Origin of the sequence: Paraburkholderia sprentiae WSM5005 (assembly GCF_001865575.2) — a bacterium.
Taxonomy (GTDB): domain Bacteria; phylum Pseudomonadota; class Gammaproteobacteria; order Burkholderiales; family Burkholderiaceae; genus Paraburkholderia; species Paraburkholderia sprentiae.
On record NZ_CP017561.2, the window covers coordinates 1,985,537 to 2,007,750 of the forward strand.

Annotated in this window: 20 protein-coding genes and 2 pseudogenes; 5 read left to right on the top strand and 17 right to left on the bottom strand. The window is 63.9% G+C overall.

Annotated elements, in window-relative coordinates; genetic code table 11:
* Window positions 1–150: 150 nt before the first annotated feature.
* The 6 genes from BJG93_RS09050 to BJG93_RS09075 all read right to left on the bottom strand — a co-directional run bounded on the left by BJG93_RS09050 (window position 151) and on the right by BJG93_RS09075 (window position 5,906).
* Window positions 151–864 carry a GntR family transcriptional regulator gene (locus BJG93_RS09050; RefSeq protein ID WP_027197965.1) on the bottom strand — a complete coding sequence of 238 codons (714 nt, stop codon included), beginning with the start codon at window positions 862–864 and terminating at the stop codon, window positions 151–153.
* A 315-nt stretch (window positions 865–1,179) separates the two neighbouring features.
* Entirely contained in the window at window positions 1,180–2,106 is a 927-nt protein-coding gene (gene ldcA / locus BJG93_RS09055) for a muramoyltetrapeptide carboxypeptidase (protein ID WP_027197966.1), read from the bottom strand.
* 26 nt (window positions 2,107–2,132) lie between these two features.
* Window positions 2,133–2,720 carry a tRNA adenosine(34) deaminase TadA gene (gene tadA, locus BJG93_RS09060; RefSeq protein ID WP_071336587.1) on the bottom strand — a complete coding sequence of 196 codons (588 nt, stop codon included), beginning with the start codon at window positions 2,718–2,720 and terminating at the stop codon, window positions 2,133–2,135.
* A 128-nt stretch (window positions 2,721–2,848) separates the two neighbouring features.
* Entirely contained in the window at window positions 2,849–3,250 is a 402-nt protein-coding gene (locus tag BJG93_RS09065; RefSeq protein WP_027197968.1) for a DnaJ family domain-containing protein, read from the bottom strand.
* Between the two features lie 339 nt (window positions 3,251–3,589).
* Window positions 3,590–4,189, bottom strand: coding sequence for a 2'-5' RNA ligase family protein (locus BJG93_RS09070; RefSeq protein ID WP_027197970.1), 600 nt, complete (start codon window positions 4,187–4,189; stop codon window positions 3,590–3,592).
* Window positions 4,190–4,952: 763 nt separating this feature from the next.
* Window positions 4,953–5,906, bottom strand: coding sequence for an aldo/keto reductase (locus BJG93_RS09075; protein WP_027197971.1), 954 nt, complete (start codon window positions 5,904–5,906; stop codon window positions 4,953–4,955).
* A gap of 170 nt (window positions 5,907–6,076) precedes the next feature.
* On the opposite strand from BJG93_RS09075, the gene BJG93_RS09080 reads away from it, so the two are divergent.
* Window positions 6,077–6,976 carry an AraC family transcriptional regulator gene (locus tag BJG93_RS09080; RefSeq protein ID WP_027197972.1) on the top strand — a complete coding sequence of 300 codons (900 nt, stop codon included), beginning with the start codon at window positions 6,077–6,079 and terminating at the stop codon, window positions 6,974–6,976.
* A 235-nt stretch (window positions 6,977–7,211) separates the two neighbouring features.
* On the opposite strand, the gene BJG93_RS09085 is transcribed toward BJG93_RS09080, so the two are convergent.
* Window positions 7,212–8,162, bottom strand: a complete 951-nt coding sequence (locus BJG93_RS09085) for an AraC family transcriptional regulator (protein WP_027197973.1) — start codon at window positions 8,160–8,162, stop codon at window positions 7,212–7,214.
* 106 nt (window positions 8,163–8,268) lie between these two features.
* Between BJG93_RS09085 and BJG93_RS09090 the strand changes: the two genes are divergently transcribed.
* Entirely contained in the window at window positions 8,269–9,159 is an 891-nt protein-coding gene (locus BJG93_RS09090; protein WP_027197974.1) for an SDR family oxidoreductase, read from the top strand.
* Between the two features lie 43 nt (window positions 9,160–9,202).
* Window positions 9,203–9,352 (top strand): annotated as a pseudogene (locus BJG93_RS09095) (NAD-dependent epimerase/dehydratase family protein); the annotation flags it as partial.
* 50 nt (window positions 9,353–9,402) lie between these two features.
* Here the strand turns inward: BJG93_RS09095 and BJG93_RS09100 are convergent.
* From BJG93_RS09100 to guaB, 5 genes and pseudogenes are all read right to left on the bottom strand, one after another.
* Window positions 9,403–9,534 (bottom strand): annotated as a pseudogene (locus BJG93_RS09100) (short-chain dehydrogenase/reductase); the annotation flags it as partial.
* A gap of 14 nt (window positions 9,535–9,548) precedes the next feature.
* Window positions 9,549–10,994: a DEAD/DEAH box helicase gene (locus BJG93_RS09105; protein ID WP_027197975.1), complete on the bottom strand. Its 1,446-nt coding sequence runs from the start codon at window positions 10,992–10,994 to the stop codon at window positions 9,549–9,551.
* A gap of 219 nt (window positions 10,995–11,213) precedes the next feature.
* Complete coding sequence (gene guaA / locus BJG93_RS09110; protein WP_027197976.1) at window positions 11,214–12,797, bottom strand: glutamine-hydrolyzing GMP synthase; 1,584 nt, start codon at window positions 12,795–12,797, stop codon at window positions 11,214–11,216.
* Window positions 12,798–13,007: 210 nt separating this feature from the next.
* Window positions 13,008–13,751: a hypothetical protein gene (locus tag BJG93_RS09115; protein WP_027197977.1), complete on the bottom strand. Its 744-nt coding sequence runs from the start codon at window positions 13,749–13,751 to the stop codon at window positions 13,008–13,010.
* A 6-nt stretch (window positions 13,752–13,757) separates the two neighbouring features.
* Window positions 13,758–15,218 carry an IMP dehydrogenase gene (gene guaB / locus BJG93_RS09120; protein ID WP_027197978.1) on the bottom strand — a complete coding sequence of 487 codons (1,461 nt, stop codon included), beginning with the start codon at window positions 15,216–15,218 and terminating at the stop codon, window positions 13,758–13,760.
* A 317-nt stretch (window positions 15,219–15,535) separates the two neighbouring features.
* Between guaB and BJG93_RS09125 the strand changes: the two genes are divergently transcribed.
* The gene (locus BJG93_RS09125; protein WP_027197979.1) at window positions 15,536–16,537 is read left to right on the top strand and encodes a DMT family transporter; all 1,002 of its coding nucleotides are present in this window, start codon (window positions 15,536–15,538) and stop codon (window positions 16,535–16,537) included.
* Window positions 16,538–16,593: 56 nt separating this feature from the next.
* On the opposite strand, the gene BJG93_RS09130 is transcribed toward BJG93_RS09125, so the two are convergent.
* Entirely contained in the window at window positions 16,594–16,926 is a 333-nt protein-coding gene (locus BJG93_RS09130; protein WP_027197980.1) for an RnfH family protein, read from the bottom strand.
* Window positions 16,923–17,360 (bottom strand): type II toxin-antitoxin system RatA family toxin, encoded by a 438-nt coding sequence (locus tag BJG93_RS09135; protein WP_013089685.1) that lies wholly within the window; start codon window positions 17,358–17,360, stop codon window positions 16,923–16,925. The genes BJG93_RS09130 and BJG93_RS09135 overlap by 4 nt, the downstream gene beginning before the upstream one ends.
* A gap of 111 nt (window positions 17,361–17,471) precedes the next feature.
* Between BJG93_RS09135 and smpB the strand changes: the two genes are divergently transcribed.
* Entirely contained in the window at window positions 17,472–17,918 is a 447-nt protein-coding gene (gene smpB, locus BJG93_RS09140; protein WP_013089686.1) for an SsrA-binding protein SmpB, read from the top strand.
* Window positions 17,919–18,030: 112 nt separating this feature from the next.
* On the opposite strand, the gene BJG93_RS09145 is transcribed toward smpB, so the two are convergent.
* The 3 genes from BJG93_RS09145 to ppsA form a co-directional block, all read right to left on the bottom strand.
* Window positions 18,031–18,978, bottom strand: coding sequence for an SPFH domain-containing protein (locus tag BJG93_RS09145; protein ID WP_027197981.1), 948 nt, complete (start codon window positions 18,976–18,978; stop codon window positions 18,031–18,033).
* An 89-nt stretch (window positions 18,979–19,067) separates the two neighbouring features.
* Window positions 19,068–19,523, bottom strand: a complete 456-nt coding sequence (locus tag BJG93_RS09150; protein WP_027197982.1) for an NfeD family protein — start codon at window positions 19,521–19,523, stop codon at window positions 19,068–19,070.
* 117 nt (window positions 19,524–19,640) lie between these two features.
* Window positions 19,641–22,043 (bottom strand): phosphoenolpyruvate synthase, encoded by a 2,403-nt coding sequence (gene ppsA, locus BJG93_RS09155; RefSeq protein ID WP_027197983.1) that lies wholly within the window; start codon window positions 22,041–22,043, stop codon window positions 19,641–19,643.
* Window positions 22,044–22,214 lie beyond the last annotated feature (171 nt).

The window sequence follows — 22,214 nt, forward strand, 5'->3', positions numbered from 1 at the left end:
GCGTGTTCAGGCCGGCGGCGCTCGCACGAGGCCGCCTGACCGTGCCTCTATCGGTTCAGTTCACTTCAGTTCAATTCAGTGCGGCGCGCACCACGAACGGGCGCTCGCCTGCTGCTTGCCTCAGCCTGGGGTGGAGTCGGCTTCGGCTGCCTACGTGGATGCGTGTGTCGACGTGAGCGCGCCGAATACTTCACGCAGATCCGCTGCCCCGCGCGCGGGGCGTTCCAGCATCTTCAACTCGACGCTTTGCAGATGCCGCGCCATCAGCGCGGCCGCCTGCTTCGCATCGCCGGCGTCGAGCGCAGCGAGAATCGCTTCGTGGTCCTCGAACGAGCACGGGCTGCGTCCAAGCGACTCGTACAGCGCGGAAATCAGCGTGGAACGCGCGACCAGTCCGTTCAGACAATCACACAACACCGAATTGCCGGTGAGGTTCGCGAGCTCCGTATGAAACTCGCCCGACAAGCGGATCCATGCCGGAAAATCCCGTGTTTCGAAGGCCTTGCGTTCCCGGCCGATCCTGCCGCCGATGTGCTTCAGGCGCCGCATGCCGTGTCCGCTACAGATCTTTTCGACGACGGCCAGCTCGATGATGCGGCGCATTTCGAACACCTCGTGCACCTCCTGCAACGACGGACTCGCGACGAACGCGCCGCGATTCGGTTCGAGATCGACGAGGCGCTCACCCGCCAGCTGTGAGAGCGCTTGCCGGATCGGGCCGCGCTTCGCACCGAATACTTCGCATAGCTGAGCTTCGGTGAGCTTCGCGCCGGGTGCCAGCCGATGCTCAAGGATCGCCGCGCGGATGCGCTCGGCGATTGCTTCGGGCTTCGAACTATTCGCGACGGATTCGGTGTCGGACATGATGGCGTCTCGGTATGTTGGTCATCTTAGGATGGACACAAAGATTGTCAACAATTTTCGTGTCGATTTTCGACACTATTTGTGCTGCGATGCGTCAGAAGAAGCCCGTAGGCCGCGCTGTACGGCCACCTGAAGCAAATCTAATCCGGCTCGGAGGAAGCGCATTTGATTGCTGGCGACCTATTTTTTGTCAACAAAAACAGAAAACATTGGCAGTGTGTGGGGAAGGTGGCGAGTGCGAAGGGTCGGCGGTTAGTTGCGTTGCTGCCACAAAAAAACGGGCGAGGCGCCCGCCTCTGCCCGCCCGCTCAGGCTTCACCCGAGGTTGGGATAGCCCGACGCGGTCAGCCTGAAACCATGTGCGTCCGCGACCAGATGTGCGTCCGCGCCGACCGGCAGCGTCAGCATGTTGCGGACGTGCCCGAACTGCAGCCCCGTCACGACCGGAATGCCGATCAGCGAACGCACCTGCTCGACCATTGCATGCAGGTCATAGCCGTTGTCGTAGTCGTAACGCTTGCCGCCCGAGAAGTCACCGAGCACGAGCGCGTTCTGCTGCGCGAGGATGCCGCCCAGATGCAGTTGATAGATCATCCGCTCGATGCGAAACGGCTGCTCGTTGACGTCCTCGACGAACAGGATGCCGCCCTGTACCGGCGGCATATACGGCGTGCCGACCAGCGACGCCACCACCGCGAGATTGCCGCCCCACAGCGTGCCCGTTACGTCGACGTTCTGCGCTTGCGGCGTGGTGCTCGCGATGGTGATGGTCGGCTGCGTCAGCGCCGACCAGAAGTGCTGCATCGTGAACTCGCTGAGCTCCTCGGCGCCGAAATCGCTCATCAGCATCGGCCCGCCGAAGGTCTTCACGCCGGCGCGCGCGAGCAACGCCAATTGGATCGCGGTGAAGTCGCTGTGACCGACCAGCGCGATCGGCTGATCGGCAAGCCGCCGCTGCAGCCCTTCGTAGTCGAGACCATGCAGGATCCGCACGGCACCGTAGCCGCCGCGCACGGCCAGCACGACATCGGGCAACTCGCGAGCTGGATCGGCGAGCCGGTTCAGATCGGCCGCGCGCTCGCCGTCGGTGCCGGCGAAGCGCTGGTAGCGACGCTTCGCGGCCTCCTCGCCGTCGACACGATGCCCCTGCGCACGCAGCCGATGCAACGCGCGATGCAGCACCTCCGGATCGTGCGGGTAGCCGGATGGCGCAATCAGTTCGATGGTGCGATGAGCGGTCATGGGCGGACCTGTTGGACGTTGTTGCTTTAGAGCGGCGTGGTTGGGGGCGGTTCGCTGCCAGGGGGCGTGGCGATGTTATCGCCAGTGCCGATGGCCGTTTTTGCCGCCTCGGCGCGCGTTTCGCGGCTCGCGCGACGCCGCTCGGCGAAAAACGAGCTGAGCGCCGCACCGCATTCGGCTTCGAGGACGCCGCCGCTGACCGTCGTGTGATGGTTCAGTTGAGGATTCGCGAACGCATCGACGACGCTGCCACACGCGCCGGTTTTCGGGTCGCGCGCGCCGAATACAACGCGTGCAATGCGCGCGTGCATGATCGCGCCGGCGCACATCAGGCAGGGTTCGAGCGTCACATAGAGTTCGCAGCCCGGCAGACGGTAGTTGGCGAGCGATTGCGCGGCGGCGCGCAGCGCCACCATTTCGGCGTGCGCGGACGGATCGTGCGCGCCGATCGGATGATTGAAGCCCGTGGCGATGACTTCGTCGCCGCGCACGAGCACCGCCCCAACGGGCACTTCGCCGGCTGCGCGCGCTTCTTCGGCGGCGGCCTGAGCGAGCGCCATGAAGTGCAGGTCGCGTGCCGAAATAACGGAAGACTCGGGAGCGTGGGAGGCCATGGCGGGAGCGGCCGCAGGTTGGTCCGTCGCGAGCGCGCGGCCCGCGCCGATGCCAGCGCTAACGGCATTCTCGCCGTCGTTGGCTTGTGCCCAAAAGCCGATTGAAGTGGCACACACGGGCGGCTCGTTCACTGCGAACCCGCGCCGGCCACATTGACATCGCCGACGCGCTCCGACAGACGTTCCGCGATGCGCCGGCAATATTCGCGCGGCAGGACCATCGGGCCGCCGCGCAGCGATTCGAGCGCCATATGCAGCGCCAGCATGCGCGCCTGGAGACGGCAACGGGTCGCCTGATCGCTCACGGCATTCAGCTCCGTTTGCAGGTCGCGCAATGCGCGAAGCTGCTCGACGGCGGGCGGCACGAAGCCCGCGTTTTTCAGAATCCGGTTAGCGACGCGCACCTCTTGCGGCACCAGTGCATCGTCGTCGAGCGACAGCGGCGCGCCCGCACCCGGCAAGTCGTCGAACTCTCCGCGCGCGGCGGCGGCGGCAATACGCTGTTCGACAAGCGCATCAAGCAATTTCATCTGCAATCCACTACGTTGCGGCCCGAGCATTCTATCAGGGAGCGCACGGGCGTTCAGCGCGCTTGACGGCACAGAACCGCCGATTTGCCGACTATTGGCAGTTGACGGTGCTTCGGCGTGGACCTAGAGGCATTTATCAACTCGTCCAATGCGCGCGGCGCTTAGCTAGCGCGGCACGCGGCGTTTTCCTCTCGTCGAAGTCGATGCCGCGATGCCATTCAAACCGGTCGGCCGTTCCCGCGCTTGACGGCGGCTGCGGGACGAGCTTGCGGTTCCGGCCGGCGCCTTGCGAAACCGCCACGAATTCGACACCGGCGCGCCCGACCCACCCCATGCCCTTCAGCTCTGCCCCACCAACGACCACCGCGCGAGGACGATATGTCTGGTTCGTCCGAGCAGGCTGTGGATCAGCGCAAACTCGCGCACATTCCAGCACGCCGGCTCGGCCGCACGACGTTCGCTCCACGGCATCCCGTACGCCAGCGTGACGTGCGGCGTAAAACGTTCGCCAGGCGCAATGCCGTCGTCCCGTAACCGCGCTTCGAGCGCATCATGAAGCGACTGCAGTCCGCGCACGCCATCCTCGCCGACCAGCACCGCCGGCCCGAGCCGCGGCCTTTTCGCAAAGCTGGCGACCGCGTCGAATTCGACCGTAAACGGCGCCATGCTGACCGCCGCCGCAGCCCGCTTCGCGGCCTCGACCACATTCGCCGGCAAGCCTCCCGCAAAATTGCCCAGATGCCTCAGCGTCACGTGCAAGCGGTTGGCCGCGAGCGGTTTGCTGCGCACGCCGCTGCGCACGCCTGCCTCCGCACAAAGCTGCTGCGCGAACTTCGCGATAGCAGCCGCGGTGCTGGCGTCGGGATACACCGCGAAAAAGAGCCCGTCAGTGGGCGGAGGCGGCGCCTCGAGCCCGGGCAACCACAGTTGTTCTGGCATCGCGCCTCGTTCCTTCGCTGATTGTTTGTGCCGTTGCGCACACCGCCGCACCGGCGGTCCATTGCAGTGATGATGCTGTATATCCATACAGTATGGCACACCGCCGGTGCTCACGTGACTGATGCCCGCGCATTTCGGCGCGGTTCTTCGCGCTGGGACTGATCGGCTCGCTTATGCTGACGCACCGCGCGGCGCCGCTGAACGAATTCGCCGCCCAGTAGCCCGCTCGGTTTTCACCTCATCCGCACCGCGATTCGAATCGATACGGACATCGAATCGATCGGCCAATACGGAAGACGCATGCCGCGCCTTCATTCGGCGACTCATTCTTTCGGAGATCCGGCATGTCGTTGCGAGGACGCAGTTGCCAGTGCATCGCGGCGCGACAGCCAGCACGCCGGTTTATGAGAGAGCATTCTTATGGACACCACTGAACATCTCGACGCTTACCTCGGAGCCATGAGCAGGCTCGACGTCGAATGAGCCCAGGCCCGCGGCTGCGCGCGTTTGCGCATCGCGGAGCCGGCCGCAGAACGGCTCCGCCCGTTCGCTGCGGTCGCGCGCCGGGGCCGCCGCAGTTTCGGTAATGTTCGGCTTTTTCGCGATCCGGATCGTTGCATAGCGTGTTCAAGAACGCTTCGTAGCCTGGCGGGCCACCCCACGTCCTCCGGCGGGCACGCCCGAGTACCGCCGATGGTCTGCGCTGCACTCCGCCGTTCGCCCTCAACGGCTTCCGTTTTTTCAACGGTGACGACATTCAGACTCACAACTCTTGTTCCCACCAGCCGCGGGTGTTCACGTTAGCCGCGTCGGCGAGAGCCTCCAGCTCTGCAATGTCGTCGCTGGCGAGCGTCATGCTGGTGGCCCGGCCCAGACCATCGATGTGGTTGGGCCTGGTGACGCCAATGATCGGCGTCACTCCCTTGGCGATAGCCCAAGCCGTCGCGACATCGGCAGCTGCTGCACCCTGCTTCTGGCCGATCAAGGCGAGTTTGTCCGTCAGCGCCTTCAACCGAGGCAGCATGCCATTGTAAGTCTCCGCCCGGTTGCTGCCTTCGGGCAGCGGATTCTCCGGACCGTACTTGCCGGTCAAGGCGCCCTGCTCGAGCACCATATACGCGAAGAACGGGATACCGTGGCTGCGGCAGTAGTGGAGAATGCCGGCATCCTCAGAGCTGCGGTAGAGCAGGCTGTAGTGGTTCTGGATGGCTTCGAGCCGGAACCCGGCTTCGCCGAGAATCTGGTCGGCGAATTCGATTTCGCTCAGGTTGTGATTCGAGACACCGACATGTCTGACCTTCCCGCTCTTCAGCAACGGGATCAGGTGCGGCGTCCATCGCGCCACATCGGCGGAATTGTGAATCCAGTAGAGGTCGATGTAATCGGTACCGAGGCGCGTCACGCTCTGCTCCAGCATGTCCGCCACCGGATCGTCGCTGGTTCCCGCAGCCTGCGGGGTGAACTTCGTGGAGAGCTGGTAGTCGCTGCGGGCGTAGCGCTTCAGTACTTCCCCGAGTACGGTTTCGGAACGGCCCATGCCGTACACCGGGGCGGTGTCCCACAGGATGAACCCGGCCGCATGTGCCTTCTCGGCGATCTCTTCCAGGCCAGCCTGAGTCAACTGGCTGCCGAAGTAGCCGTTGCCAGTCTCGCCGCTGTCGCCCCAGGCCCAGGTGCCCAGTGCGACCGTGGGGGTCTTCAGATTATCGATTGTCATGTTTGCTCCATAGTTGTTCTGCGGCCTGGTTTGCTGTGACCCAAGCGCCGCCCACACTGTGATGCGCGGCGACGTCGAACCGTGAGCCTGATGCGCCGGAATTACTGCCCAATCCTCCGGCAGCACGGTTCACATTGCCGCCCTCCCGCGCGCGTGCGATAGTCAGATTCATGAAAACATTGACCGAAATCGCTTCCGTGATTGCCCGGCACGTCTCGAAGGATGGCTTCCAGGCCACACCGATCGAACGCGTGACGCTGGTTCGATCCTCCACGGTGACGATGCCGATGCCGAACGTTTTCCGGCCGCAACTGTGCCTCGTCGCGCAGGGGCACAAGGAGGTCACACTGGGCGACCGCGCGTTCAGATACGCACCGGGGCGCTATGGAGTCGTGACCTACGACCTGCCGGTGATAGGCCATGTGGTCGAGGCGACGCCTAATAAACCCTATCTCTGCCTGTACCTCGATTTCGATCCGGTCATGCTGGGAGAGTTGGCGTTGCGCGTGCCGCCACCGCCGGGAGCGCCATCCCCGCCTGTGGCCAAGACAGTGTCCGATGCCGGCGCCGCTCTACTCGACGCGGCGCTACGCCTGCTGCGCCTGCTCGACGATCCGGCAGCGCTGCCCGTGCTCGCGCCGCTTGCGGAGCAGGAAATTCTCTATCGCCTGCTCGCCGGCCCGGACGGCGCCAGGATGCGCCACATCACCTTCAGCCAGGGTCGGGTGGCCCGAGTCGGCCGCGCCATCGCCTGGATCGGGAAGAATTTTCGGGAACGGTTCAGCATCGAGCGGCTTGCCGCGGAAGTAGGCATGAGTCCGTCGAGCCTGCACGAGCATTTTCGCGCTGTGACGGCGATGACGCCGCTGCAATTCCAGAAGCAGCTCAGACTGCAGGACGCGCGCAGCCTGATGCTGGTCCAGGACATCGACGTCACGACCGCCGCCCTCCGCGTGGGTTACGAGAGCCCGTCGCAGTTCAGTCGCGAATATCGCCGCCACTTCGGAGAACCGCCGGCGCGCGACATAGCCCGCTTGCGCGCTTCGCCGGGCTTGGCAGTGGTCGCTTGAGTTCAGTCTGGCGACACAGAGCCTCAGCTACCTCTTCTTCCTGCCGGGCAGCCGCTAGGGGCGTCATCGGAAACGGGGCCGATCGCGTTGCTCGATGTGGTTCCAAGGCCCTTTGGATGTGGCTGGTCTTCGCCGGGACGCCGGCTCCCTGCGGGGTGCGCGGCTCGTCCCGCGGCCGGACAGCGCGGGACGCGGCAAATCTATCGGTCGCTTCACCGGAACGGAGCGAAGGGGATCACGGCCCAGCACCGGAGGCGGTGCGAAGCGCCGAAATCCGTTTCTCGCGTTGCCTGCGGCCATATTCGCGCGGCGAACAGTTCATCACCCGCTTGAAAGCCGTACTGAAGGACTTTTCGGACTCGTAGCCGAGGGCCGATCCGATCTCGGCAAGTGACTGTCTCGAGGAGGTCAGGCGGTCCGCCGCCTGTAACATGCGCCAGCGCGTCAGATACTCGATCGGCGAAACGCCGACCGTCTGTTTGAATGTCACCGCAAAGGCAGTGCGAGACATCGCCGCCAGGCTGGCGAGCGTCTGGAGAGTCCACCGCTCTCCCGGTGCTCCGTGCATGGCTGCAATTGCCGCGCCTAGCCGCTTGTCCGCGAGCGCGAAGAGCCAACCGGCGTCCTCGCTCGTCCGGTCAGAAAGATAAAGCCGCAGTGCCTGCACCAGCACGATCGTCGCCAATTGCTGCGCGACGATGAAATCGCCCGGCTGGCCCTCCAAAAGTTCTTGCCGCATACGCTCGACGCACCAGCGCAAGGTCGCGCTGTTCGGCTGCTCGCGAATGTGGAGAAGCGGCGGGAGCACATTGAGCAGCATCCCGGCCTGTCCTTCCGAGAGCGTGAAATAACCGCCGATGCTCAAATAATCGCCACCACCGTTATAGGTCAGGATCCGGCCATTAGGCTGTGGCGGCAAAACCCGGCTCACATGGACCGGCTCCAGCGACAGGTCACTGGCAATGCGAAATGGTCGGCCGCGCGGCAGTAGGAAACATTCGCCGGCATTGACTTGTATCGGCGCTTCGCCCTCGACCGACAGCCAGCAGGATCCGGTCACGACAGCATGGAACTTGATGCCTTCATGCGGCCCGAAGCTGATCGCCCAATCGCCGCCCGCATCGAAGCCCCCCGACACGTAGCTGCGCAGCTTCAAAAGAGCGAGCACGTCGGAGAGCGGATCCATCTGCGCCAATCCTGAACGATTGAAAACCATATCCGAACTCTATGGCATGGATCGTTCCGGATCAACCGTCTAGAGTTGGAGGCAATGTCGAACAAGGAGAAACGTCATGCGCATATTCATAACCGGTGCGACGGGGTGGGTCGGCTCCGCCGTGGTGGAGGATCTCATCGCAGAGGGTCACCAGGTTGCGGGACTTGCCCGGTCCGCTGCCAGTGCGGAAAAGCTTGCCGCCAAGGGGGCGCAGGTGGTGCGCGGCTCGATCGAGGATGTCGAGGTGCTGCGGAGCGCCGCGGCGCATGCCGATGCGGTGATCCACGCCGCCTTCAATCATGACTGGTCGCACTTCGCCGAGAACTGCGCGGCCGACAAGCGCGCCATCGAGGTGTTGGGCGCGGAACTCGAAGGATCCGAGCGACCCCTTATCGTTACATCCGGCGTCGCTCTGCTCGCGCCCGGACGTCTCGCCACCGAAGCCGATGCGGCGCCGCCCGTGACGGAGAGCTTCCCGCGTGCCTCTGAAGCGGTCGTCGAAGCGCTGCGCAATCGCGGAGTTCGCGCGACCACCGTGCGCCTTGCTCCCACGGTGCACGGCGTCGGCGATCATGGGTTCGTGCCGCGTCTCGCCGGCATCGCCCGGGACAAGGGCGTGTCGGCCCATATCGGCGATGGCCGGAACCGCTGGCCGGCGGTGCATCGGCTCGACGCCGCGAGGGTCTTCCGCCTCGCACTGGATCACGCCGCCGAAGGACCGTTTCATGCCGTCGCCGAACAGGGTGTGGCGCTGAAGGACATCGCCGAAGCGATCTCACGTCGCTTCGATCTGCCGCTGGTTTCGATATCCACCGAGCAAGCGGGTGGGCATTTCGGGTGGTTCGCGCCGTTCGCAGGCCTCGATGCGCCGACCTGCAGCGAGCGCACGCGCGCGATCCTGGATTGGACGCCGAAGCAGTCCGGGCTGCTCGAGGATCTCGCGCGCCCGGACTATTTCGGCTCCTGAGCTGTCGGGCGAACTCACCAATCGAGACCGGAATGAAGACGGCATGCGAGTTTTCGTCACAGGCGCCACAGGGTTCATTGGATCGGCCGTCGTCCGCGAACTCATCGAATCCGGGCACGAGGTCACCGGGCTTTTCCGCTCGGCGGACGCGGCCGCTAGCCTTGAAGCAGCATCGCCTGGAAAACAGCGAGGACACCGAACGGGTTCTATTCGAGGAGTTCTGTTCGAGATGATGCCGATCGGTCAGCCGACATCGGCCGCCCATGCTTCGGCGTCGGCGCCGGCCGGGATACGCATTGGGGATGACGGATCGGTCGCCGCGCGCCACCCAGCTTCGGCGACGTTCTGCGCACGGGTGATCGGGGAAGACGTATCTCCGAACGGACGGATCAGGGTCGACGTTTGTCGCGGCCACCAGCGGGTTTGCCAGCCGGCTTGCGCGAACCCGCAACTGGCTTGCTGGCGGGTTTGCTGTGCGGCTTGTGCACGCTGAACGGATTACCGCTTGACAAGCTTGTGCCTTTACCCACGGCCCCAGCGCGCTGCGCCGCAGGCTTGCGTTTGTTTTCACCGCTTTGCGGGCGCGGTTTTTTGCTGGGCCCCTGCATGGCGCCCGGCGCAAGTTGCGGCACTTTGGGCTTCTTAGGCTTCTTGGGTTTCTTGATGAGCTGGCCCGTCGCGCTAGTTTGCGGCACGCGGTGTTCGGCTTCGAAACCCGGCTCTTCTTCACGGGGCAGCGTTTGCCGGATCAGCGCTTCAATCGCGGCCAGTTGCGGCGCTTCATCGGCACACACGAGGGACACCGCCACGCCGCTGGCGCCCGCGCGACCGGTCCGGCCAATACGGTGCACATAGTCTTGCGGCACGATCGGCAGATCAACGTTGATCACCAGCGGCAGGTCGTCGATATCCAGCCCGCGCGCAGCTACATCGGTGGCTACCAGCATACGTACTTCGCCCGTCTTGAAGCGCTCCAGCGCACGCAGGCGCGCGGGTTGCGGTTTGTCGCCGTGGATGGTGTCGACCGCATAGCCCGCTTCATCCAGCATGGCCGCCAGGTAATCCACGCCGTTGCGGGTTTTGACGAACACCAGCGCGTGCTCCCAGTTATTCTCAGCCACAAGGTGCATGAAGAGCTCGGGCTTGTTCCTTTTATCTACCGGCACCACCCACTGCTTGATCTTGCTGGCCGTGGCATTCGGCGGGCTGACGCTAATATTGACTGGGCCGCGCAGAATGCTCGCCGCCATGGCGCGGATATCGTCGGTAAAGGTGGCAGAGAACAACAGGGTCTGCCGCTGAGCGGGCAAGGCGGCAAAGACAGCGTTGAGTTCGCGTTCAAAGCCCAGATCCAGCATGCGATCGGCTTCATCCAGTACCAGCGTTTGTACTTGATCAAACTGCACTGCGTTCTGGCGATTCAGATCTAGCAAACGGCCCGGCGTGGCAACGAGCACATCGACGCCTTTGCGCAACTTCATCATCTGCGGGTTGATAGCCACACCGCCGTAGGCGGCCAGAAATCGTAAGTCGAGGCCTCTGCCGTAATCGATAAAGCTTTGCAGCACTTGCTCAGCCAGCTCACGCGTGGGCACCAACACCAGAATACGCGCGCGGTTGCTGGACACCGCCGGGCCGTGTTGCACTAGCCGTTGCAACAACGGCAGCGCAAAACCCGCCGTTTTGCCGGTGCCGGTCTGTGCCCCAGCCATGACGTCCTTGCCACTGAGCACTGCAGGAATCGCTTTGGCCTGCACCGGTGTAGGTATCTGGTAATTGAGGTCCTGCAGATTACGCAGCAACGGATCGATCAGGCCAAGCGAGGCAAAAGACATGGATGTATTCCGGGCTAAAACCGCAATTCTTTCTTTAAACGTTATGGCTTCAACCCCCGACATCCCACCGGGCTGCGGAGCACCACTACAATCCGGGTCTGCGCAGCCATCCGAAAGGAATCAAGCCTCTACCACACCGATTAGAGGTGCCGTGAACGCCGCCGACGGTATTAAGCAGCTCGACATAGGCTGCCCGCGTATACCGTCAGCGATACTCCCTCATTCCCACTCGATCGTCGCAGGCGGTTTCCCCGAGATGTCATAGACGACCCGGTTGATCCCGCGCACTTCGTTGATGATCCGGTTCGACACATGCCCGAGGAGTTCATGCGGCAGATGCGCCCAATGCGCGGTCATGAAGTCGAGCGTCTGCACCGCGCGCAGCGCGACGACGTACTCGTAGGTGCGCCCGTCGCCCATCACGCCGACGCTCTTCACCGGCAGGAACACCGCGAACGCCTGGCTCGTCAGGTCGTACCACGACTTGCCGGTTTCGTTGTCGATCGTGTCGCGCAGCGTCTCGATAAAAATCGCGTCCGCGCGGCGCAGCAGGTCGGCGAAATCGCGCTTCACTTCGCCGAGGATCCGCACGCCCAGACCCGGACCCGGGAACGGATGGCGATACACCATCGAGTGCGGCAGACCGAGCTTCACGCCAAGCTCGCGCACTTCGTCCTTGAACAGCTCGCGCAGCGGCTCGAGCAGCTTCAGGTTCAGCGTCTCCGGCAGACCACCCACGTTGTGATGGCTCTTGATGGTTTGCGCGGCCTTCTTGCCCTTGCCCGCCGATTCGATCACGTCCGGATAGATCGTGCCTTGCGCAAGCCACTTCGCGTCGGTCAGCTTGCCGGCTTCCGCCTGAAACACCTCGACGAACTCCGCGCCGATGATCTTGCGCTTCGCTTCCGGATCGGTCACGCCAGCGAGCTTGCCGAGGAAGGCGTCACTCGCGTCGACGTGAATCACCTTCACGCCCAGGTGATCGGCGAACAGCGTCATCACCTGCTCGGCTTCGTTCAGGCGCAGCAAGCCGTGATCGACGAACACGCAGGTCAGCTGATCGCCGATCGCGCGATGCAGCAGCGCCGCCGCCACCGATGAATCCACGCCGCCCGACAGGCCCAGAATGACGTGCTCGTTACCGACCTGCTCGCGAATCTTCGCGACCGCTTCGTCGATGTAGTGGCCCATTTCCCAATCGGCCTTCGCGCCGCAGATCTGCAGCACGAAGCGCTCGAGCATCGCGCGGCCCTGCACCGTGTGCGTGACTTCCGGATGCCATTGCAGGCCGTAGAAGCGGCGCTGTTCGTCGGCCATGGCGGCGATCGGGCACGATTCGGTCGATGCCATCAGCGCGAAACCCGGCGGCATTTCCAGCACCTTGTCTCCGTGGCTCATCCACACCTTCAGCATGCCGTGGCCTTCGGACGTGGTGAAGTCGCTGATGCCTTCGAGCAGGCTCGTATGGTTGCGCGCGCGCACTTCGGCGTAGCCGAATTCGCGCAGATGACCGATGTCGACCTTGCCGCCGAGCTGCTGCGCCATCGCCTGCATGCCGTAGCAGATGCCGAGCACCGGCACGCCGAGTTCGAACACGGCTTGCGGCACGCGCGGCGTGTCTTCCTCGGTGACCGAACTCGGGCCGCCCGACAGAATCACGCCCTTTGGCGCAAAGTCGCGGATGAACGACGCGTCGACGTCATACGGATGAATTTCCGAATACACGTTGGCTTCGCGAACGCGACGGGCAATCAGTTGGGTGACTTGCGAACCGAAGTCGAGAATCAGGATCTTGTCATGCATGGCTGCGGACGGAATCAGAAGAGAGCGGATACGGAATGCCGCGCACGAGGCGCAGCGTCGAATTCAAAGCGGTCCACGCGGCGATAGCCGCGGCGCGGACACCAAACCTCAGGATGAAGCACAGGGGCGCGGCCAACTGCGGAGCTTGCCGCCGGCGATGCGCGCGAACCAAACCCGGCAGCTTTGACAAACGGCCTGGCGCGCGCCGCGTCAGCCATGAAACGGCGGGCGGGGTGCGCCGGGCACGTCGTTACTGGGGTCGCGCGTGGCGCGTTCGGACTCGCTCAGGCCCGGCTCGCTCGCGGCCGGATGAAGCGGCGCGGTGCCGGCAACGGAAGACGCGGCAGCCGGATCGACCGGCCGCGTGGCCGGCATGACGGGCTCTGGCACCGGCTCGGCGTGATACACCGGAAAGCCCGCTGTGACACGTGGCTCGCGCGCGTTGTCGCGTTCGAGCTCACGCTGCCGTGCGGCATCCTTTTCGGCTTCTTTCGCGGCCCGCTTTTCGGCCCGACTGTCGGCCTTGCTCGACGAGGACGTGACCACGATCCCCTTCTCGCGCCGCCGCACCGCACCCGACAGTCGTACGCCGCCGAGACCGATCACCACCAGCACGACACCGGCCAGCACCGCCACCATCTGCCCGAAGCCGGTCAGCGACGGCGCATGCAGCCCCAGCAGCCAGACCAGCATCAGCACGCCGACCAGCCAGTGCACATGACCGACGACCTTCGCGACCGTCGAAGTCATCGCTCCGTCGAACGACGCATGCGCCGCGAGCCAGGCGAGCCCGATCAGCGCGACGCCGAACGCCTGGCCGACCAGCATCGGCTCCGTCGGCACCAGTTGCAACGCGTCGTAAAGCGAAGTCCATGGCGTCAGCACGAACAGCAGGCCGAACGCCAGCAGCAACAACGCATCGAGGATCAGTGCAACGCGCAGCAGTGGCTTCATGGGCGTTTAGTCCACGTGGTAGTTAGGCGCTTCCTTGGTGATTTGCACGTCATGCACGTGCGACTCGCGCAGGCCCGCGCCGGTGATCTGCACAAACTCGGCCTTCTCGTTCATTTCGGCGATGGTGCGGCAGCCGCAGTAGCCCATGCTCGCGCGAACGCCGCCGATCAGCTGGAACAGGATCGCGTTGACCGAACCCTTGTACGCGACGCGACCTTCGATGCCTTCCGGCACGAGCTTGTCGATGTTCGCTGAATTGTCCTGGAAGTAGCGATCCGCCGCGCCGTCCTTCATCGCGCCGACCGAGCCCATGCCACGGTACGACTTGTACTGGCGGCCCTGGTAGAGGAACACTTCGCCCGGCGACTCTTCGGTACCGGCGAACATGCTGCCCATCATCACGGCGCTCGCACCCGCCGCGAGCGCCTTGCTGACGTCGCCCGAGAAGCGCACACCGCCGTCGGCGACGACCGGCACGCCAGTGCCCTGCAGCGCTTCGGACACGTTGGAAATCGCGGTGACCTGCGGCACGCCCACGCCCGCGACGACCCGGGTCGTGCAGATCGAGCCAGGGCCGATACCCACCTTGACGCCGTCCGCACCGTATTCGACGAGCGCCTTGGCAGCTGCGGCGGTCGCGATGTTGCCGCCGATCACCTCGACGTGCGGGAAGTTCTGCTTGACCCACTTGACGCGCTCGAGCACGCCCTTGCTGTGGCCATGCGCGGTATCGACCACGATCACGTCGACGCCGGCCTGCACGAGCAGCTCGACGCGCTCTTCGTTGTCCGCGCCGACGCCGACCGCCGCGCCCGCGCGCAGCTTGCCGTGCTCGTCCTTGCACGCGTCCGGGTGCTCGGTCTGCTTGGTGATGTCCTTGACGGTCATCAGGCCGCGCAGTTCGAATGCGTCGTTGACGACCAGCACGCGCTCGAGGCGGTGGCTGTGCATCAGCGCCTTCGCTTCGGCGAGCGGCGTGCCCTCCTTGACGGTGACGAGGCGCTCGCGCGGCGTCATGATGTTGCGCACCGGTTCGTCCAGACGCTCTTCGAAGCGCAGGTCGCGATTCGTCACGATGCCGACGAGTTGCGAGCCCTCGACGACCGGGAAGCCGGAAATGCCATGCTGGCGCGACAGCGCGATCACATCGCGCACTTTCATGTGCGGCGGCACCGTGATCGGATCGCGCACGACGCCTGACTCGAAACGCTTGACCTTTGCGACTTCACGCGCCTGCTCGGCCGGCGTGAGGTTCTTGTGGATGATGCCGACGCCGCCCATTTGCGCCATGGCGATTGCCAGACGCGCTTCGGTGACCGTGTCCATCGCGGCGGACACGAGCGGCATATTCAGGGAGATGTTGCGGGTCAGCCGGGTCTTGAGGCTGGTGTCGCGCGGCAGAACATCGGAGAAGGCCGGGACGAGGAGCACGTCATCGAACGTGAGTGCTGTTTGGATCAGACGCATGGCAAATCCTATAGGCGCAAAAGCGAATTATACGCGATACCACCCCGGTTTTCACTGCACGAACAGCAGCTTAGCGAATTTCGGACGATTTTTTACCGATCCTGGATGCGCCGATTTCGCTTGCCCGTTCGCGTTGCGTTCGATCAAGTTTCGTTTATGCGTTCGCAGGCAAAGTTGGGCAGAGCCGGCGGGGTAATCCCCTGCACCCGCGCAAATCGCGCAGCGCTCGCGCGGCCCGAATGCAGGCTCGAACAAGACGTCCTGCCCGCAACGCCGCTATTGTGCGAATCATTCCAGTTTTCCAGCAGGGGCAGTCGATGCAGCGAGGTGTCGTATATGGGGTCATGGCCGGAGCCTTGTGGGGCATGGTATTTCTGGTGCCGCGGGTGCTGCCCGAGTTCTCCCCGCTGTTGCTCGTCGCCGGCCGCTATTCGATGTACGGCGTCGTCTCGCTCGCCGCGGCGCTACCGATCGCGGGCTCGCTCGCCAAACGGTTGTCCCGCGAGGATCTGATCGCACTCGTGAAGCTCGCGCTCGGCGGCAATATCGTCTATTACCTGTTGCTGACGGCCGCCGTGCATCTGATCGGGATCGCGCCGGCCTCGCTGATCGTCGGCGTGCTGCCGGTCACGGTGACGCTGGTCGGCCGGCGCGATCACGGCGCGGTGCCGCTCGCGCGCCTCGCGTGGCCGCTCGCGACGGTGATGGCGGGCATCGTCTGCATCAATATCGACGTGTTGACGGTGGCCGGCGCGACGCCGGTCGGCATCGCGACGCGCCTGCTCGGCGTGGCTTGCGCGGTGGGCGCGCTGATCTGCTGGACCTGGTTCGCGGTCGAGAACGCCCGCTACCTGCAGCGTCAGACGCATTTCAACGGCAACGAGTGGTCGGTGCTGTGGGGCGTCGTGACGGGCGCGCTAGGCGGCGCGCTGTGGCTCGTGGTCGCGATGCTGCCGTCGGGCGGCCAGCCAGGCGAGCTAGCCGACGCGCGTTGGCACACGTTCTGGCTGCTCAACCTGGTGCTCGCGATCGGCGCGTCGTGGCTCGGTAACGGCCTGTGGAATGCCGCGGCAAAACGGCTGCCGCTGACGCTGTCCGGTCAGATGATCGTGTTCGAGACGCTATTCGCGCTGCTTTACGCATTCATTTACGACGAGCGCCTGCCGCGCCCGCTCGAACTCGCCGCGATCCTGCTTCTGGTCGCGGGGGTCTGGTGGTCGGTGCGCCGGCATTCGGACGACGATTCGTCCGGTGCGGCGCGCGTCGAGGGCATGGAGGATAAGGCGCAGACGTCGGCGCCTCGATGTGACCTGATGTGACGCGATCGGAAACCGGCGGCGTGCGCAGGGCGAACCGCCACCGCAATCCCCGCCGCCTACCGCGAGTCCTTGTTGAGCCAGCGCCGCCCCTCGATCGACCCCGCCTTGCGGGTCTTTTCGACGCGGCGTTGGCGCGACACTTTCGGATCCACCAGCAGCGGCCGGTAAATCTCGACGCGATCATGGTCGGCCAGCACCGTATCGAGCGGCTTGAGCTTGCCGAACACCCCCACTTTCTGCGTGTTCAGATCGATCGACGGAAAACGTCGCAGAATCCCGCTCGCGTCGATTGCCTGTTGCAGCGTCGCGCCCGCGGGCAACTCGACCGCAATCACCGCCTGCTCACCAGCGAGCGCATAGCAGACCTCAACCGTTAACCGCGCGCTCATGCCTGGCCATAGCGCTGATTGGCGCGCTTCACGAAAGATTCGACGAAGGTATTGGCGATGTGATTGAACACCGGCCCGATGATCTTCTCGAGCAGGATGCTGGTGAACTCATAGTGCAGCGCGAATTCGATCTTGCACGCATCGGCGCGCAACGGCGTGAACCGCCAGAAACCGGTGAACTTGCGAAACGGACCGTCGGCGAATTCCATGTCGATGCGCGTTGGGCGCTCCATCGAGTTGCGCGTGGCGAAATGCTGCTTGATGCCCTTGAAGTTGATATCGATCCTCGCCTCCATGCTGGTGTCGTCCCGGTGACGAATTTCGATGCCCCCGCACCACGGCAGGAAGTTGGGGTAATCGTCGACGTCGGTGACGAGGTCGAACATCTGCTCCGCCGAATGGCGAATCAACACGGTTTTCTGGACATCTGCCATAAATTGAACAGCGCGTGGCAACGGTGGACGAGCGCCGCGGGCTTTCCTTGCCCCGCTTTGCTAAAATCGTGATTTTAAACGAGTTGAGCACTTTCCATTCATGAGCATCACATGAGCATCATCGACAACAGAAAAGCCTTCTACGACTACTCGGTCGAGGAACGCTATGAGGCAGGCCTCGTGCTCGAAGGATGGGAGGTCAAGGCTTTGCGCGCGGGGCGCGGCCAGATCAAGGAAGGCTACGTGGTGATCCGCAACGGCGAGCTGTTCCTGATCGGCACCCACATCAGTCCGCTGCCCGAAGCGTCGACGCACATCCATCCCGACCCGGTGCGCACGCGCAAGTTGCTGCTGCATAGCGAGGAAATCAGCAAGCTGATCGGCAAGGTCGAGCAGCGCGGCTACACGCTCGTGCCGCTGAATTTTCACTACAAGAACGGTCGCGTCAAATGCGAGATCGGCCTCGCGAAGGGCAAGAAGATGCACGACAAGCGCGAGACCGAGAAGAAGCGCGACTGGGAGCGCGAAAAGGCGCGTTTGATGCGCTCGCCGACCTAAGCGCGATTCGTTTGCGGCTCACGCAAAAATGGCCCGCACATCGAGGTGCGGGCCATTTGCTTTTGCGTCACGCGTTCATTGCGCATTCATGGCGCGCTCATGGCTCGATTCGTCAGCGCAAGTCGCTTCGCGGCGGCTCCGCTGCCGCCTTGCCCTTGTTCACGATCGTCAGCGCCGACGCGATCATCGAACTCATGTTCGACATGTCGCCCGGCACGATCAGTGTCGTGCCCTGCTTTGCGAGGTTCGAGAACGCGTTCACGTACTGTTCGGCCACCTTCAGATTGACCGCGTCCATGCCGCCGTTCAGCTGGATCGCCGCCGCGATCTTCTGGATCGCCTGCGCGTTCGCCTCGGCCACGGCCAGAATCGCCGCGGCCTGCCCTTGCGCCTGGTTGATCGCCGCCTGACGCTCGCCCTCGGACTTCTGGATCGCCGCCTCGCGGCCGCCCGACGCGATATTGATCTGCTCCTGCTTGCGCCCTTCCGATGCCGCGATCAGCGCGCGCTTCTCGCGCTCGGCGGTGATCTGTGCCTGCATCGCGTGAAGGATCTCCTTTGGCGGCGTCAGATCCTTGATCTCATAGCGCAGCACTTTGACGCCCCAGTTCGCGGCCGCTTCGTCGAGCGCCGACACGATACTGTGATTGATGAAATCGCGCTCCTCGAAGGTCCGGTCGAGCTCCAGCTTACCGATGACCGAGCGCAGCGTGGTCTGCGACAGCTGCGTGATCGCGAACACGAAGTTGCTCGATCCGTACGACGCCTTCATCGGATCGGTGACCTGAAAATACAGCACGCCATCGACCTGAAGCTGTGTGTTATCGCGCGTGATACAGACCTGGCTCGGCACTTCGAGCGGAATTTCCTTCAGCACGTGCTTGTATGCGATCCGGTCGACGAACGGAAAAGCGAAGCTCAGACCCGGTGTCAGCGTCGCGTGATAACGGCCGAGGCGCTCGAGCACCCACGCATGCTGCTGCGGCACGATCTTGACGGTCTGCGCCGCAAGCACGATCACGACGATCAGCAGCACTGCCCCGACGATAGTTGAATCCATATTGCTACCCTCCGATTCTGATTCGAATATTTGTGCGTATCGATGAGCGCGTGCGACGAACAGCGCGCCCAACGCTCGTATTTCGAGCGTCAGGTCGCGTTCGCGCGGGCTTTCGGCTGCCGGCTCGCGACAACGACCAGGCAACTGCCGCGTAATTCCCTGATCTCGTAGACCTGCGCGTCTTCGGGTTCGCCCGCGGCCAGCTCGACATCCCATGCCGCGCCACGATAGTTCGCACGTGCCTTGCGCTCCTGCCAGGCCGGCACGTTCACCGTCTGCCCGATATCCAGATTGACGTCCGGATTACGCGAAGCCTGCTCGCGCTTGCGGCGGCCAAAGCGCGAGCGCCTGAGCAGCACGACCGCCGCGAGCGCGACCAGCGCCGCCACCACGAACTGCAGATCAGCCCCAGCGCCGGCAATGCGCGCAAACGCGGCCGCGACGCAGCCCAACGCGATCATCAACAGATAGAAGGTGCCGCTCATCAGCTCCAGAGCGACAAGCACACCCGCCGCGATCCACCAGAACAATCCACCAGGCGCCACCTCGACCTCCATAAAGCAAAACACCCCGGATCTACCGGGGTGTTTATAGCACGAAGCGCACGTGCATTTAACGCGTGCTGAATGCCGCTTGCACAGCGGCATGCGGCATCTCGCGAGTTACTGCTTTGACTTTGCCAACTGTTGCCACGTATCGATGATCGTGTCGGGGTTCAGCGAAATCGACTTGATGCCTTCGTCCGTCAGCCATTGCGCGAAGTCCGGGTGATCCGACGGCCCCTGGCCGCAGATACCGACGTACTTGTCCAGGCGCAGGCAGGTTTCGATTGCCCGCTTGAGCATGAACTTGACCGCTGGATCGCGCTCGTCGAAATCGACGGCGAGCAGCTCCATGCCCGAGTCGCGGTCAAGGCCAAGCGTGAGCTGCGTCAGGTCGTTCGAGCCGATCGAGAAGCCGTCGAAGTACTGCAGGAACTCTTCCGCGAGGATCGCGTTCGACGGCACTTCGCACATCATGATCAGACGCAGGCCCTTCTCGCCGCGCTTCAGGCCGAACTTGCCGAGCAGCTCGACCACGCGCTCCGCCTGCTTCAGCGTACGCACGAACGGCACCATGATTTCGACATTGTCGAGGCCCATCTCTTCACGTACCTTCTTCAGCGCGACGCATTCCATCTGGAACGCCTCGGCGAAGGCTTCCGCGATATAACGCGACGCGCCGCGAAAGCCCAGCATCGGGTTTTCCTCGTCCGGCTCGTAGCGCGAACCGCCGATCAGCTTCTTGTACTCGTTCGACTTGAAGTCCGACATACGCACGATGACGGGCTTCGGATAGAACGCAGCGGCGATCGTCGCGATGCCTTCGGTCAGCTTGTCGACGTAGAACGCGCGCGGCGACGCGTGACCGCGCGCGACGCTTTCGACCGCCTTCTTCAGGTCCTGATCGACGTTCGGGTACTCGAGGATCGCCTTCGGGTGCACACCGATGTTGTTGTTGATGATGAACTCGAGACGCGCGAGACCGACACCCGCATTCGGCAGCTGCGAGAAGTCGAACGCGAGTTGCGGATTGCCGACGTTCATCATGATCTTCACCGGAATCGGCGGCAGTTCGCCGCGCTGCACTTCGGTGACTTCGGTTTCGAGCAGGCCGTCGTAGATCTTCCCTTCGTCGCCTTCCGCGCACGACACCGTGACGAGCGCGCCGTCCTTCAGCACGTCGGTCGCGTCGCCGCAGCCGACCACGGCCGGCACGCCCAACTCACGCGCGATAATCGCCGCGTGGCAGGTGCGGCCGCCACGGTTCGTGACGATCGCCGACGCACGCTTCATGACCGGCTCCCAGTTCGGGTCGGTCATGTCCGCGACGAGCACGTCGCCCGGCTGCACACGATCCATCTCCGACGGATCGTGGATCACGCGCACCGGGCCCGCGCCGATCTTCTGACCGATCGCGCGACCGGTGGCGATCACGTTCGACTGGCCCTTGAGCTTGAAGCGCTGCTCGGCCTTGCCGCCGCCCTGGCTCTTGACGGTCTCCGGACGCGCCTGCAGGATGAAGATCTTGCCGTCGCGGCCGTCCTTGCCCCACTCGATGTCCATCGGACGCTGGTAGTGCTTCTCGATGATGACCGCGTACTTCGCGAGCTCGATCACGTCTTCGTCGGTGATCGAGAAGCGGTTGCGCTGCTCGTGCGCGACGTCGACGGTCTTCACGCGGCCCGGCTCGCCCGGCTTCGTGAACTCCATCTTGATCAGCTTCGAGCCGATCGAGCGGCGGATGATCGGGTACTTGCCCTGCGCGAGCGTGGTCTTGAAGACGTAGAACTCGTCCGGATTCACCGCGCCCTGCACGACGGTCTCGCCGAGGCCATAGCTCGACGTGATGAAGACGGCGTCCTTGAAGCCCGATTCGGTATCGAGCGTAAACATCACGCCCGCGGCGCCGACGTCCGAGCGCACCATGCGCTGCACGCCCGCCGACAATGCGACTTCAGCATGCGTGAAGCCCTTGTGGACGCGATAGGAGATCGCCCGGTCGTTGTACAGCGACGCGAACACGTGTTTCATGCGATCGAGCACGTCGTCGATGCCGACAACGTTCAGGTAGCTTTCCTGCTGACCGGCAAACGATGCGTCCGGCAGGTCTTCCGCGGTCGCGGACGAACGCACGGCAAACGACAGTTCCGCGGGGGAGCTGTTTTGCAGCGTGTCGAACCCCGCGCGAATGTCAGCCTCGAGCTGCGGCTGCAGCGGTGCGTCGACGATCCATTGACGGATCTCCTTGCCCGCTTCGGCGAGCGCCTTGACGTCGTCGACATCGAGCGTCTCGAGGCGTTTGGCGATGCGTTCGGTCAGGTTGTTGTGCTGCAGGAAGTCACGGAACGCGAGCGCGGTGGTCGCGAAGCCAGTCGGCACGCGCACGCCGGCTTCGGCGAGCTGGCTGATCATCTCGCCCAGCGACGCGTTCTTGCCGCCGACGATCTCCACGTCGGTCATCCGCAACTGCTCGAACGGAACTACATACGCCTTGTCCTTTGCGACGGTAACTGCGTTAGTCATACAAGCCCCTAAGTGTGAAAGAAATTCACGGCTGTGCAAGTGGGCTTGAACACGGGCAGCCCATTGGAAGCTCGACCCCGTGTCTTGCACAACCTGTTAGATAAGCAATCGCCGAGACGGCGGAGATACGATGCATGAGCGCGCCGGCCGCCTGGTAGGACGCTGACCGCG